Here is a 15003-nt window from a genome sequence, read left to right on the forward strand (position 1 = left end):
CGCCCGGGAGGGTGTCTCTTTATTGATAGAAGGCCTAATAAGCTGATGATTTCATGCCTGGATGTATACGGAGTGGGACGGGCTTTCCGGATGGGCGGGGTTTCGGAAAGTGTGTCCCAGAATCGGCGCTCAGAGTGGTCCCCACTTTCCGGGTGACGTCTTGTCCGGAGACTATGTCCCGGAATTAAGGCTTGGAATGGGATGCACTTTCCGGTTGAGAGCCTTAGCGGAAAGTGCGACCCGGAATTTACTCTTGAAGTGGGATGCGCTTTCCCAACAGACTCTCAAGCGGAAACTGCGTCCCATTCCGAAGGCAGATTCCGGGACACACTTTCCGAATACAAAGAAGGCCACTTAATGTGGCCTTCAACTTATATATGTTCAGCGGATACTCCTATGACAAGCTGCGCTCCAACAACAGGGCGTCTGTCCGGGCGGAGGCATATAAGGTTCATCGCGAGTTCCGCACGCAAAGGAGGCCACTTAATGTGGCCCCCGTCTTGCGCAGGACTGTTTGAGCAGCAGACCTTTCCCGCGCCTCCGTCTGCCGCCGATTCGGGTCCCCGACCCCGTTACTTGATCTTGGTTGTGCCCGGCGCCAGGTTGGGGTCGGTCTCGTTGGCCTCGGTCTGGAAGTGCTCCGTATAGACGTTCTTGCCGTCGCGGAACATCTCGTAGTACTGCATCTTGGCGTAATCCTCGCGCGCCTTGGTGGCGGCAGCGGCAGCGGCGTCGTCACCGGTGACGTTGGAGGAGAGCGCCCAACGCAGACTGGCGTCCTCGTAGCCCACGGAGTTGATAGCGGGCAGCGACTCGCGCAGCGTCATGTGCGCTTTCTGGTAGTCGGTCAGCGGGGCGCCAATCAGCTGCATAAGCTGCGTGGACAGGTAGTTGGTTGACAAGTCGTCGACCTCGCTCGTCTGGTCGCAACCGGCAACGTCGTAGTTAGCCCAGATGATGTAGTCGGTCTGCCACAAGCGTTCCTGGTGGGTGGCGTCGTCCTCGCCGGTAAACCACTTATCGTTGAACTTGGACGGGAAGAACGGCTGATGGTCGCCCCAGAACACCACGACCACCTTACGGTCGAGCTTGCTCAGGGCGTTGAGGAAGTAGCGCAGCGCCTGATCGGACTGCTCGATGCACGAGACATACTCGTCGACATCGGAGAGCGTGCCGTCCTCGACGGTCTTGGCGTCCAGGTCGGTCGTGTCGATGTTCAGGTGCATCTGCTTGTCGACCGGCAGCAGGCCCGTGTCGTAGCCCGAGTGGTTCTGCATGGTCACGTCGAAGATGAACTGCGGGTCGGCGTTCTGGTCGAGCAGCTCAAGAATCTTGTCGTAGGTTGCCTGGTCGGTCACCATGCCGCGCAGGGTATCGGCGCCCTGGAAATCGTTGATGGACAGGAACTGGTCAAAGCCAAAGTCCTTATAGACGTTCTCGCGGTTCCAGTTGGTCGCGTGGTTGGGGTGCATGGCCGTGGTGGAATAGCCGAGCGATTTGAACTGCTCTGCCAGGTTCCCGGTCGTTTCCATGTTGTAGATGGTGTAGGGGTACACGCCCGAGCCCAGGTTGGCCATGGAGTTGCCGGTCATAAACTCAAACTCGGTATTGGCCGTGCCGCCGCCGTAGGCGCTCACGTAGAGCTTTCCGCGGCTGAGGCAGTTGGACAGGTTCTTAAAGTACTGCGGACCTTCGTAGCCGGCGCGCATGTTCTGGTAGATCGACAGATCCGAGAACGTCTCGTTCATGATGGCGATGACCGTGGGCTTCTCGCTGTCGAACTGCTCCTTTGCGGCGGCGCGCTCGTCGCTCTTGGCCGCGTCGGACTTGTCGTAGGCCTTGGCGTACTTTTTGAGCGTGGCCTTGGCATCGTCGACGGAGTAGTCGGCGGGTTTGGGCGGCTTGATGGACTGTGCCGCACTAATAAAGGCAGGCAGGTAGCCCTCGCGCCAGTAGCTCTCGAGCGGGCGCCAGGTGTAGACAGTGATGCCGAGGGTGTTGTAGTAGTCGATGAGCGTGACATGCGCGGTCACGCCGCCCAGGCACAGCACCGCCACGAGCAGGTTGGTGAGCAGCATGCGCTTGGCGTTAGCGGCGCCCTTCTGACGGTGCGGCGCGACCAGGCCGGCGTACTCGCACAGCAGCATGGCGATGGCGGTAAAGCCCATGGACAGCACGCAGAACAGCGAGATCGAGAAGGTGTAGCCGTTGCCGGCGACCGCGGCGGCGGTGGAGATGGCCGAAAGGTCGCCCGGCTGGATGGGCATGGATTTAAACGTGATGACGAAGAACTCGGCAATGCCCAGGGCAAAGAGGGCAAAGGCCAGGACCGCGGGAGCTGCGCCGTGGCGCTGGAATAGGAAGAACAAGCCGACCATGAGCACGGTGATGATGGCCCATTCGAGCAGAATGCACAGGGGGTAGACCCAGGTAAAGTCGTGGTTGGACGAGACCTCCATGCCCAGCAGCGCAAAGACGCCGGCGAGCAGCAGGCACAAGACGGCGGCGACGAGCGGTTTGCCCACAAAGGCGCCGCGCAGGCGGGCGAGCTTGCCGGTGGGGGCGGGGGCGTCGGCGGAGGCAAACGCAAAGACGCGCGGGGCGATGCGGTCGCGGGCGATGCTAGCCCAGGCGCATCCGGTGAGGATGGCATTGGTCAGGACGAGCGTCACAAAGGCGAGCGGCTCGTTTTGGGCGACGAGGCCAATGGCGCCCCAAATGGTCAAAAAGAGCTGGAACAGGCCGAACGCGACGCTCCACCCAAGAGCGCTTTTGGCAACGGTGCCCGACTGTGCGCGAATAGCCTTGGCCTCGCGCAAGACAAGGTAGACGGTCGCCGCAAGACCGACGAGCGAGATGGCGGCAGCGAACATGCTGAGACTCCTCACAAACTTAAAACCTACGAAAGCGGGGGTTTACCCGATTGTTACCAAGATATGCGCTGCAATTGGTGGCTGCGCACAACAACCAGCCATATTAACGCGCACGTGTGGCGGTGTGGCGCAATGTAGTGGCGACCTGCGCGATAATGGACGGGAATTACACGGAAACGTAAAGGCTTCTTAAAGAAATGGCAGGGATAGGGCTATGAGCGAGCAGATGAGCGAGCAGGTTTGTGCGACGGCTGTGGATATGTACGGCTATCCGGTCGAGACTACGGGCAACGCAGCGCTGGACATCTTGGAGCATCGCTCGTCTACGCGTGCCTTCGCGCGTGATGGCGACGACCGTCCCGTGGCGGTGACCGACGAGCAGCGGGCGGCGATCTTGCATGCGGCGAGCCGTGCGCCGTCGGCGGGCGCCATGATGATGTATTCCATCGTGAGCATTCGCGAGCAGGCTACGCTGGACCGTCTGGCCGACCTGTGCGATCACCAGCCCATGATCGCCAAGGCGCCTTGGGCACTTATATTTGTGGTCGATTATGCCAAGTGGATCGATCTGTTTGAGCACGTGGGCTGCTTTGAGCCCGATTTTGTCGAGCGCACGGGCAGGGCGCCCCGCCGCGCGCCGGGTTTGGGCGACTTTGCCATCGCGGCCCAGGACGCCGTGATTGCTGCTCAAAACGCCGTGGTTGCCGCCGAGGCCCTGGGGCTGGGGAGCTGCTACATCGGTGATATCGTCGAGAATGCCGAGGAAGTCGCCGAGCTGCTCGATCTGCCGCCCTATACCATGCCGCTGTCGATGCTCATCATCGGCACGCCCCGTAAGGAGCGCCCGGCAATCGCGCACCCCGTGGTGAACCTGGTGCACGAGGAGCGCTACTGCCGCGCGGATGCCGCGACCATGGACGCGCAGGTGGCCGAGATGGACGCGATGTTTCGCCCGCATGCCCGCGAGGTGGGGGAGCGCGTGGTGGATATCTACACCCGCAAACACACCAGCCCCTTTATGGCCGAGATGAGTCGCTCCATGGAGTGGTGGTTCAAAAACTGGCTCGGAAAATGACGAATGTGGCAAAGGGACAGTCCCTTTGCCACATTCCATATCGCGCGATGGCATAAAGGCCGTATAAATGTTTATCTAGCTGGGAAAACAGTGCATTAAAACATGGGCCGATTGCCTATAATCCCTTCGAACATTAAAGTTGGGAGGAAACCGGCTTATGGAACAAAAGGCCAAGGAGGCAGCCTCGCACGCTGCGATTCCTGTGAGCATCTCGGCGATGCTCGTCACGCTGGGCGTGGTGTACGGCGACATCGGCACCAGCCCTATGTATGTAACCAAGGCGCTCGTTGCCGGCAACGGCGGCATCGGAAGCGTTACGCAGGAGTTCGTGCTCGGCGCGCTCTCTCTTGTCGTGTGGACGGTCACGCTGCTGACGACCGTCAAGTACGTGCTGATCTCGCTGCGCGCCGACAACCACGGCGAGGGCGGTATCTTTGCCCTGTACAGCCTGGTCAAGCGTTGCGGCAAGTGGCTTATCATCCCCGCCATGCTGGGTGGCGCCGCGCTGCTCGCCGACGGCATCCTGACGCCGGCTGTTACCGTTACCACGGCCATCGAGGGCCTGCGCACCATCCCTGCGGTTCACGCCGTGCTCGGGGATGACCAGGGCCGCGTTGTCGCCATCACGCTCGCCATCATCATCGCGCTCTTCTTGGTGCAGCGCATCGGCACGGCCAAGATCGGTCACGCCTTCGGCCCCATCATGACGCTGTGGTTTTTGTTCCTGGGCGGCACGGGCCTGTTCTTTGTCTGCCAGTATCCCGCGGTGCTGCTGTGCCTCAACCCGTTGCGTGGCATCGCTTTTCTGCTGAGCCCCAACAACCATGCGGGCATCATGATTCTGGGCAGCTGCTTCCTGGCCACCACCGGTGCCGAGGCGCTCTATTCCGACATGGGCCATGTGGGCCGCGGCAACATCTATGCCACCTGGCCGTTCGTTAAGTGCTGCCTGCTGCTGTCCTACATGGGCCAGGGCGCGTGGCTTATCAACAACGCCGGCAACCCGGAGCTCATGGGTATCGCCGACCTCAACCCCTTCTACCAGATGCTCGCCCCGGGTCTGCGCCCCTTTGCCGTCGGCCTTTCCACCGTCGCGGCCATCATCGCCTCGCAGGCGCTCATCACCGGCGCATTCTCGCTGGTGTCCGAGGCCAGCCGCCTTGATCTCATGCCGCATATGCAGGTCTTCTATCCTGCCGAGACCAAGGGTCAGCTCTACATCCCCATGGTCAACAACGTCATGCTCGTGGGCTGCGTCGTCGTGGTGCTGCTGTTCCAGAACTCGGCGCACATGGAGGCCGCGTACGGCCTGGCCATTACCCTGACCATGATGTGCACGACAATGCTGCTCTTCTTCTATCTGCACGTGGAGCGCAATCTCAAGGTTGCTCCGTGGATCTTCGCGGCCTTCTTCCTTTTGCTCGAAGGCTTCTTCTTTGTGAGCTCGCTCACCAAGTTCTTCCACGGCGGCTATTTCACCATCCTTATGGCCGCGCTCATCATGGGCATCATGGTGTGCTGGTACAACGGCACGGCGGTCGAGCAACGTCAGTTTACGCTGCTGCCGCTGCGCAGCTATCTGCCGCAGCTCAAACGCCTACGCGACGACGATCGCTACGAGCTCGTGAGCGACAACATCGTGTACCTGACCAAGGACACCAACACCGACTATATCGACCGCGATATCGTCTACTCCATCTTGGATAAGCACCCCAAGCGCGCTCGCGCCTGGTGGTTCGTGAATGTCGAGACCATGGACGAGCCGCATACCTTTGCCTACTCGGTCGAGACGTTCGGCACCGACTACGTGTTCCGCGTGCATCTGTACCTGGGCTATAAGATCAACCAGCGCGTCAATGCCTACCTGCGCCAGGTTGTTCAGGACCTGGCTGCCAGCGGCGAGCTGCCGGCGCAGACGCACGACTACTCGGTCTACAAGGATCCGGGCAACATCGGTACGTTTAAGTTCGTCATGATCCGCAAGCTGCTGGCGCCCGAAAGCGACGTGGAGCCCAGCGAGCGTACGGCCATCACGCTCAAGTACATCATCCGCCGTGCTGCCGGCACCCCCGCGCGCTGGTACGGCCTGGAGAACTCCAACGTGAGCTTTGAGTACGTGCCGCTGTTCACCAAGTTTAAGGCCGTGAACAAGATGCAACGCCTGGCTCCCAACGAGCGCCCGTAGGCGCCGACAGGTTGCACGGAGTTGGTTTTCGATGGACAAGATTGGGGCCGGGGAGGCAAACATGGATGCAAAGATGCTTGATGGCCGCGAGGTGGTTGCCGAAGTGGTGCGCGAGGCACGCGCCGATGCCGCCGAAGATCGGTTCTTTACGAATCGGGCCAACATGGACATGGCCGATCGCGTGATTTCGGTCGTGGCGCTGGTGTTTGTCGCGGCGTGCGTGTGCGCACTGCTCGCGCACGCGCTGTTTGTCTAACGACCGCAGGCTGCAAAGGCTATACACTTGGAACCACCACAAGGGGAAACCACCACAAAGGTGCCTGTCCCCTTTGTGGTGGTTTTTGCTTTTGAGAGAGGGGCGGGGCGCTGATGGACGTCCATGCGGACGGCGATATTGCCGAGAACTTTTGGTGGCGGCGCACGACGCTGACGCGTCGCAGCCCTCTGTATGACGCCTGCGTATCGGCGGGGCTGCTGGTCGCGGCGACGATTGTGGGCGCGCTGCTCGACCATCCGGGTCTCGCGCCGAGCATCATGATCGTCTATGTGTTCGCCGTGCAGCTGTGCGCGTTCTTTACCTGGAGCCGCCTGTATTGCTTGCTGAGTTCGGCTGCCGCCGTGGCGCTCTACAACTTCCTGTTTGTCGACCCGCGCTACTCGCTGTCGTTTATCGACCGCGTCTATCCTGGCATGTTCTTCATCATGTTTTCGGTCTCGCTCGTGTCGAGCTCGATTTCGCTTGCCCTGCGTCGTGCCTTGGCGCAGGCCGCCGCCAGCGACCGGCGCACGCAGATGGTGCTCGAGACCAACCGCATGCTGCAGCGGTGCGGCGATCAGCAACAGATTGTGCATGCTATGGCAACGCAACTGGCGCGTCTTTCGGACTGTCCGGTCGTGTGGTATAGCGCCGATGCCGACGACGATGACCTGCTGCCGCGCACGATGTACACGGCCGTGGGCGATGCCGCGCCGGTGCACGAGCTGGCGCCGCAGATGCCGCCACGGCTCTCAGCATCCGCCTATGTGGGAACGCCGCTCGATGCCACCTATGGCGGCTCGGCGTTCTTTGGCATATACCTGACCGTGCACTCGGGCGACACCATGGTGCGCGCGGGTGATCCCGACTCGGTGGTGGGGGTGCTCGCCATTGTCGCCGAGCCCGATGCGCTGACGTCCGAGGAGCGGACGCTTGCCGATGCCATCGTGAGCGAAGGCGAGCTGGCGCTCGATCGCGCCCGCGCCATGGAGGCCCGCGAGGAAGCGGCGGTGCTCGCTAAAAACGAGCAGCTGCGCGCCAACTTGTTGCGCTCCATCTCGCACGATTTGCGCACGCCGCTTACCAGCATTTCGGGTAATGCCGACGTGCTGCTCGACCAGGGCTCGACCGGCACGGCCGTGCTCGACGACCAGACGCGCCGCGGCATGCTCCTATCCATTCGCTCGGATGCGCAATGGCTCAACGCCACCGTCGAGAATCTGCTCGCCATCACCAAGCTCGAGGGCGGCGGTATGCATCTGTCGACCACGCTCGAGCTTATGGACGATATCGTCGAGGAGGCGCTGCGCCACGTGAACCCGGCCGTGCACGAGCACGACCTCAAGGTGGTGGCGTGCGACGAGCCGGCGCTCGTCAACGTCGACGCGCGCCTGATGGTGCAGCTGGTGGTAAACCTGGTGAACAACGCCATCACCTATACGCCCGCAGGCTCGCATATCGTGATTTCGATTGGCGTCGACGATGGGCACGTGACGTGCTCGGTTGCCGATGACGGGCCGGGCATTGCGCCCGAGGACCGCGAGCGCATCTTTGAGTCGTTCTACACCGCCAACCATGGCCTGGCCGATAGCCGACGCAGTGTGGGTCTGGGACTTTCGCTCTGCCGCTCCATTGCGTTGGCGCATGGCGGTAGCATAGAGGTTGCCGCGGCGGACCCGCACGGCTCGGTCTTTACGATTGAGCTTCCCGTCGCCGATGTTTCGTTTGATAAGGAGTAGCGCCGTGCCGAACTCTGCTGTGAAACCGCTCATCTTGGTCGTTGAGGACGATCCCGCCGTCCGCAACCTTATCGTTGCCGCGCTCGAGGCGCACGGCTTGCGCCATATGGCCGTGGAGACCGCCCACGCCGCCATCGCCGCCGCCTCGTCGCAGGCGCCGAGCATTGTGCTGCTCGATCTGGGCCTGCCCGATATGGACGGCGTCAAGGTGGTGGAGTCGGTGCGCGCGTGGTCGGGCATGCCGATTATCGTGGTATCGGCACGTAGCGAGGATGCGGACAAAATCCGTGCGCTTGACGCCGGTGCCGACGACTATCTGACCAAGCCGTTTTCGGTCGAGGAGCTGCTCGCGCGCATTCGCACGACGCTCAGGCGCCTTTCGTATGCGCAAACGGGCGGTGTTACCTCCGAGGGCTCGTTCGATACCGGTGAGCTGCATATCGACTTTGACGCCGGCATCGCCACGATGGACGGCGAGGAGCTGCACCTGACGCCGATCGAGTACAAGCTTTTGTGCCTGCTGGCGCACAACGCCGACAAGGTGCTGACGCACCAGTTTATCCTGCGCGAGATTTGGGGTACGGCGACCAAGAGCGACCTGGCGAGCCTGCGTGTCTTTATGGGTACGCTGCGCAAAAAGATCGAGTCCGACCCTGCGCATCCGCGCTATATCCAAACGCACGTAGGCATTGGCTACCGCCTAGTTACCCAAGGCTAGATCGCCAACCACCATCCCAATATGTGTTGCGGTGAAATACGGTCTAAATTTGCCTAATTCCAGGCAAAACAGTCCGTATTCCACCGCAACTTTGTTATTTGCCCTTGGGATTGCTGGCGTAGAACTTCTTCTTTTTGGGCTTGCCGGCGGGGGAGGGCTTGCCGGCAAAGTTGGACTTGCCGTTGCCGGCCTGCGCGTGCGCGGGCGCTGCCGCGCGAGGCTTGCGGGCCTCGGGGTTGCGCAGTTCCTCGACGCGCTCAGCAATTTCCTCGGCGCTAAAGCCGACCTCGGCCATGGCGTCCTCGATGGGCAGGCGGCGCACGATGTAGCAATGGTGCACCTTTTGGTTGCGTGCGAAGTCCTCGGGGATGGTCTGCGCCGTAATGTCCTCCAACACGACGCCCGCGCGGGCGAGCTTGCGCGTCTCGGGGCGAAAGCCGCGCAGGTTGCAGCTAAAGATGGCGTGCCCGCCCTGCGTGAGCAGGCGCGATACGCCGGCCAAAAGCTCAACATGGTCACGCTGGACATCCCAGGTGCGACGGCCCATCTTGGACGAGTTCGAGAACGTGGGCGGGTCGACAAAGATCAGGTCCCAGCGGTTGCGCGTCTGACGCTGGTCGCGAATCCAGGCGAGCACGTCGTCACGCACAAAGTGATGCTGCGGTCCCACAAAGCCGTTCTGACGCATGTTGCGCTCGGCCCAGTCCAGGTAGATGTTCGAGAGGTCGACCGTCACGGTCTCCTCGACGCCGCCGTCGGCCGCATAGCAGGTAGCGGTGCCGGTGTAAGCGAACAGGTTGAGGAAGCGGCGCGCCTGCTTGGCGTGCTCGCGCACCAGGTTGCGGGTGACGCGGTGGTCCAGGAAGATGCCCACGTCCAGATAGTCGTCAAAGTTGACGGCAAAGGTGAGCCCGCCCTCTTCGATGAGCGGCAGACGACGGCGCGCGATATTGGCGCGCTCGCCCGAGCCGCCCTTGCCGGCGCCCTGCTTGCCGTACTGCGAGCCACCGCGTGAGCGCATGCGGGCCTTGGCGTGCACATGCTCGGCCGGAACATCCAGGATGCGCGGCGCGATGGCCAAGATGTCGAGCATACGGGCCTGGGCCAGCGCCGGGTCGATGGTCTTGGGCGCCGCGTATTCGGCGATGACGAGCCAGCGGCCCGGCGTCTGTGGGCAACCCTCGTACAGGTCGATGGCGGCGGAGTAGTCGGGCAGGTCGGCATCGTAGACGCGGTAGCAGCTCACGCCCTCGCGCTTTGCCCACTTGCGACGCAGGCGGGCGTTCTTGCGCAGGCGGTTGGCGAACTGCTCGGACTCGGGGATGAGCACGGGCAGCGGCTTGCCGTCGCCCAGGTCGAGCGTGGCGGTAGGTTCGGGCATGAGGGTGTCGGCGGCTTCGCCTTCGGTATCCGCGGCCTGCTCCTCGGCATTTGCGCTGGTCTCAGCCTCAAATGCTGCAGCGGCGTGGTCGAGCGAGGGCCAAACCTCGATAGTTGCCTCTTCGTTGTTGGGCATGACGGCGATGGAGCGCGCGGGCTCGGCATGGAGCGCGCGGGCCATAAGGCCATCGCGGGTGAGCGCGGCGACCGGAGCAGCGGCAAGCTCGGGCGCGCGGCGCAGCTCGCCGACGAGCGTCATGGCGTCGTGCATGAGCGAAAGTGGGGTCTCGGTGGTGTCTGCGACCACGGCGGCGCCGGCGACAGCGCCTGCGTGGTCCAGCACAGTGGCGGGCTTGGCGGCGCAAAAGTCGACAAAGCGCTTGTAGCCGGCGCACTTGACCATGCGCTCGGCGGTCTTGCGGGCGGCGGGGTCGATGTCTGCGGCAACGATGCGCGCCTGGCGCCCGCGCGCCGCTGCCTCGCGCTCGCGGGCCTCGGCAAGCAGCTGCTCCCATAGGGCGGCATCGTGCAGCTGCCAGCCCTCAAAGCCCCAGCGCTCGCGGGCGGCGCCCGGGGCGCGATCGGTCAGAATGTTTACGGCCTCCAGCAGCAGACCGCCGCCGGCGCACGAGGCGTCGACCAGCGTGGGCAGTGCTTCGTTCTCGTAATCGTCGGCCGTCAGCTCGCGCTCGCACAGTGCAGTCCAGCCGACCTGCGCCAGCACCAGGGCGGCGTAGTCGGGGCGCAGCACGTGCGCGCCCTCGCCGGCGCGGGTCGCCGCGGGCGGCAGGCGCTTGAACAGCGGGTCGCCCGAAAGGTCCAGGCTTATGCTCGCGCGGCGTTGGCGCAGCGAAAGCAGCAGGTGGACATCGGGGTCGGCGGCATCGACATCGGCGCGACGGCCCGTGGTCTCGGCCAGACGGTCGCACAGCGCGTCCTTGGCGCGCAGGGCCGAGAAGCGCGTGTTGCGCAGCTGCTCGGTCACGCCGCGGGCGGTGATGGCGATGGTGGCGCCCGGGCGAACAATGCTCTCCCAGGCGATGTCGTAAACGCCGTCGTACAACGCATCGGCATCCTGCGCCTCAAAGCGCCCAAGCACCACAAACACGCGGCTGGCCAGGCGCGACCACAGACAGGCGCGGTAGCCTTCTTCGAGCTCGCCCTCAAACGTAGCGCGGCCCTTCAGGCGGCGGACATGCGAAAGCCCGAGCCGTTTAAGCTCGTCGGCGAGTGCGGACTCAAAGCCCTCGGGGCAGCTTGCGTAAAATTCCATGGGTGACCTCTCTGGTTGCGTCGCTCCATTATATGATGGATGCTTCGTTTGCCATCGCCCTCGAAAGGAACCCATATGATTGATGCGTGCCCCGATTCCGCCGTACTGTTTTTTGACGTGGACGGCACGCTGACGTCGTTCGATCCCGACAACATGACCGATAAGGACTTTTCGGCGGTACGTCCCTCGCAGGCGGTCATCGAGGCGTTTCATCGCCTGCGCGATGCGGGGCACAAGGCGTTTATCTGCACGGGTCGCCCCTTGTGGCTGATTGCGGACAGCCTGCGCGTGCTCGACCCTGCGGGTGTCGTGGCCATGGCGGGTGCCACGCTCGAGGTCGAGGGGCGTGTGGTGCACGAGGATTGCATTGACGAGGGTGTTGTCGAGGAGCTTGCGCGTCGTATGGCCGCGGCAGGGATTGAGGCCTTTTTCGAGACCAACGTGGCTACTTTTGCCCTGGAACCCGCGGGTGTTGAGCAGTCGTCTCTGATCGGCACTTCTGTGGTGCACAGCGCCGAGGAAATGCGCATCGATGGCCGCTTGCGCTTGGGCAAGGTGTGCATTAACGCGTGCGACCTGGCTCGCGTAGCCAACGATGATGGCTTTATCGATCGCGAGTTTGAGCTGTGCAACACCGGTGGCCAGAATCGCGAGCTGAGCCCCAAAGGCATCGACAAGGGCGTGGGCGTGGCGCGAGCGCTGGAGTATCTGGGCCGCGAGGGAAGTGCGCGCACCTTTGGCTTTGGCGATTCGGGCAACGACCTGGGCATGCTCGCCGCCGTCGAGACGGCCGTGGCCATGGGCAACGCCATGCCCGAGGTCAAGGCACTCGCCGACTACGTGACCGACGACGTCGCACACGACGGCACCGTCACCGCGATGCAACATTTCGGCCTCATCTAATGAATCTCGCCTTCTGACGTTTGCTCAAACTGCGACTCTTTGCTTTTGCATGCTCAATCGATTTATCAATCCAAACACTGAGGTGTTTATACCGTTCGCCGAGAAGATAAAAAACCGCAGCTCACGCCTTGATAAACGTAGGTAAAGTGTTTAGCAGTTTACCGGCCTTGTGCAAGCGAAAGGAATCAGGCAGATGGCAATCAAGGTGTTCGCTGACGGTGCAAACCTCGAGGGCATGCTCGACATGTACGAGAACGGCAACGTTCAGGGTTTCACGACCAACCCGTCCCTTATGAAGAAGGGTGGCGTGACGGATTACCGCGCGTTTGCCAAGGAGGTTCTGGCCCACATCACCGATGTGTCCGTGTCGTTTGAGGTCTTTGCCGACGACGTCGAGACCATGGAGGTCGAGGCCCGCGAGATCGCTACCTGGGCTGAGAACGTCTACGTCAAGATTCCGTGCGTGACCACCAAGGGTGAGTCCACCGCCGAGCTGGTGCGCAAGCTTTCCGCCGACGGCATCAAGGTCAACGTCACCACCATCTTTACGCCTGCGCAGGTCGACGAGATGGTCGAGGCCGTTGACGCCGAGACGCCGTCCATCATCTCGCTTTTTGCCGGCCGTATCGCCGACACTGGTGTTGATCCCATTCCGTTTATGACGGAGTCGGTCAAGAAGGCCACCGTCAAGCCAAACTGCGAGGTCCTCTGGGCGTCCACGCGCGAGCTCATCAACATTTACCAGGCAGAAGCCTGCGGTTGCCAGATTATCACGGTGCCCAACGGCATCCTGGCCAAGCGCAAGAACATCGGCCGTGACCCGTACGAGGTCTCGCTCGATACCGTGCGCGGCTTTGCCAAGGATATCGCCGCTTTGGGCTTCCATATTCTGCCGTAAGCAAAGGTACCCCCTCCGGCGACGTGCAAAATCGCGACTTTTCAGCAAAGAGGGGCCCTGTTTTTGTTTGCATGGCTCCCTGGGGCGCCGCGGGGCCATTGGGAGACACTGATTATTCGCGATTTTGCACGTCACCAAGAGGGGGGGGGAGTCGGGCCCTACTCTGACCACTCGGACGTACTCTTACCCGAACCCGCCGCTTCATGGGACGGCATGTCATGCGTCTGAGCTGCGGTTTTCATGCAGCGGGTAGTCGGATTGCTGCTGAGTTGCTCGAACCTACTCGAACCCACTCTGTCCGAGCGGGGCCCAAATGGTAAGGGGCTATTAGGGGGCTGAAGAGCTATAGGGAGCTCGAAGAGATGACATCGGCTCCCGAGCGCATGACTTCCCCCAGCATCCTGATTCCTCGGTCAAGCTCGATCTGCTTTTCGAAGTAGTCGGCGTGCTCAAGGAAGCGCTCGCGCAGGGTGCGCAGGCCTGCCGCCTTTTCCGACCTCGCGTCCGCATCGCTGACGATTCTGTTGAAGCAGAGCACGAGCGCGGTGAAGTCGTGGATGACGGGGAAGCGCTTCGTAAGGGCGACGAGCTCCTGGTCGATTCCGAGCTCCTCCCGCGCGGCCGTCGCGATGGAGCCGACGGGCTTCTGTAGGCGCTGCCCGATCGTGTTCAGAACGTTGCCGTTATGAGCGGTCGCGTTGCGCAGGGCCTTCACGGGGAACAGGAACTGCTTGACGGATTCGGCCTCCTGGCTGCGTTCCCTCCTGAGGTCGTAGAAGTAGAACTTGTAAAGCGCGATGATTCCCCCGAAGGAGACGAGTTCCAGGTAGTTCCAGACGTACATGTCCTCGCGTCTGCCATACTTATTCGCGAGGTCCCGGGTGTAGTTCGAGTCTCCGAGGTACGAGACGCTGCGCTCGAGGTACTCCGGGTCTATCCCCAAAGTCTGGTCCTCGGCGATGTGGAGCATCTCGAGGAAGAGCGTCGCTCGCTCGCTGCCGCCCACTTCATCTAGCCGGTCGGCGATGGCCTTCATCTTCTCGACGGCTGTTTCTGACCCGCTTGGATCGAACCGCTCCTCCAGCATCCTCTCCTTACGCACCCTCTCGTGGGCGAAGAGGAGGTCGAGGATCTCCTTCCCGTCGGCGCCGTCGTCCATCATCGTCCGGTTTAGATGGACCTTCATGTAGTGCTCGATGTCAAGCGTCATCGAGAGGATGTGCTCGCGGAGGTGGTGGTCGAGTCTGGTGAGCTCGGCGAGGTAGGCGAAGTCTAGGTTGACGTAGCGTCCGTAGCCCTCCGACGCGGAGCTACGATACGTTGAGAAGCACTTCGCAAACGCCTTGACCTTGAAGAAGAAGTTCTTGTCGCGGAGGAACGCGACCGCATCCTCGGGGCTCATTATGTCGAAGCGGACGCCCCGCTCTGCGAGGTGGGCGACCTGTTGTTCTGCTGGGATGAGCGGGCGCTCCTTCATAATCGAGCCTCCAAAACGAAAAATGCGGCTGTAGGTACAGGTACCCGCAGCCGCTAAAAGCCCGAAGGCTTTTCACACTGCGGACAGTATACCCCACTTTGCCGAAGGGGCAAAGAGCGCGGGGAACGCCCGCGCTCTTTGCGACACTTGCCTTGATTCGCAACTTCATCCGAACACTTCCCACATTCATCCGTACATGTACGGATGAATGTGGGAATCCGATACC

10 protein-coding genes are annotated in these 15003 nt (G+C 62.1%); 7 read left to right on the top strand and 3 right to left on the bottom strand.

What is annotated here, in order from left to right:
- Positions 1-572: 572 nt before the first annotated feature.
- The gene (locus tag AAAV21_RS09705; RefSeq protein WP_349109280.1) at positions 573-2873 is read right to left on the bottom strand and encodes an LTA synthase family protein; all 2301 of its coding nucleotides are present in this window, start codon (positions 2871-2873) and stop codon (positions 573-575) included.
- Positions 2874-3087: 214 nt separating this feature from the next.
- Here AAAV21_RS09705 and AAAV21_RS09710 point away from each other — a divergent pair, with 214 nt between their 5' ends.
- The 5 genes from AAAV21_RS09710 (at position 3088) to AAAV21_RS09730 (ending at position 8846) form a co-directional block, all read left to right on the top strand.
- Entirely contained in the window at positions 3088-3948 is an 861-nt protein-coding gene (locus AAAV21_RS09710) for a nitroreductase family protein (protein ID WP_349109282.1), read from the top strand.
- 157 nt (positions 3949-4105) lie between these two features.
- Positions 4106-6133, top strand: a complete 2028-nt coding sequence (locus AAAV21_RS09715; protein ID WP_349109284.1) for a KUP/HAK/KT family potassium transporter — start codon at positions 4106-4108, stop codon at positions 6131-6133.
- 61 nt (positions 6134-6194) lie between these two features.
- Positions 6195-6389 (top strand): hypothetical protein, encoded by a 195-nt coding sequence (locus tag AAAV21_RS09720; protein WP_195404556.1) that lies wholly within the window; start codon positions 6195-6197, stop codon positions 6387-6389.
- Between the two features lie 113 nt (positions 6390-6502).
- A complete protein-coding gene (locus AAAV21_RS09725; protein ID WP_349109286.1) occupies positions 6503-8128 on the top strand; it encodes an ATP-binding protein in 1626 nt (541 codons plus the stop codon).
- 4 nt (positions 8129-8132) lie between these two features.
- Entirely contained in the window at positions 8133-8846 is a 714-nt protein-coding gene (locus tag AAAV21_RS09730) for a response regulator transcription factor (protein ID WP_349109287.1), read from the top strand.
- 94 nt (positions 8847-8940) lie between these two features.
- Here AAAV21_RS09730 and rlmKL read toward each other — a convergent pair whose 3' ends face one another.
- Positions 8941-11499 carry a bifunctional 23S rRNA (guanine(2069)-N(7))-methyltransferase RlmK/23S rRNA (guanine(2445)-N(2))-methyltransferase RlmL gene (gene rlmKL / locus AAAV21_RS09735; RefSeq protein WP_349109289.1) on the bottom strand — a complete coding sequence of 853 codons (2559 nt, stop codon included), beginning with the start codon at positions 11497-11499 and terminating at the stop codon, positions 8941-8943.
- A gap of 75 nt (positions 11500-11574) precedes the next feature.
- Between rlmKL and AAAV21_RS09740 the strand changes: the two genes are divergently transcribed.
- Positions 11575-12402, top strand: coding sequence for an HAD-IIB family hydrolase (locus AAAV21_RS09740; RefSeq protein WP_349109290.1), 828 nt, complete (start codon positions 11575-11577; stop codon positions 12400-12402).
- A gap of 193 nt (positions 12403-12595) precedes the next feature.
- Positions 12596-13300: a transaldolase gene (locus tag AAAV21_RS09745; protein WP_349109291.1), complete on the top strand. Its 705-nt coding sequence runs from the start codon at positions 12596-12598 to the stop codon at positions 13298-13300.
- A gap of 343 nt (positions 13301-13643) precedes the next feature.
- On the opposite strand, the gene AAAV21_RS09750 is transcribed toward AAAV21_RS09745, so the two are convergent.
- Complete coding sequence (locus tag AAAV21_RS09750; RefSeq protein ID WP_349109294.1) at positions 13644-14777, bottom strand: Abi family protein; 1134 nt, start codon at positions 14775-14777, stop codon at positions 13644-13646.
- Positions 14778-15003 lie beyond the last annotated feature (226 nt).

The sequence above is a fragment of the Collinsella sp. CLA-AA-H302 genome, from assembly GCF_040093305.1.
Taxonomy (GTDB): domain Bacteria; phylum Actinomycetota; class Coriobacteriia; order Coriobacteriales; family Coriobacteriaceae; genus Collinsella.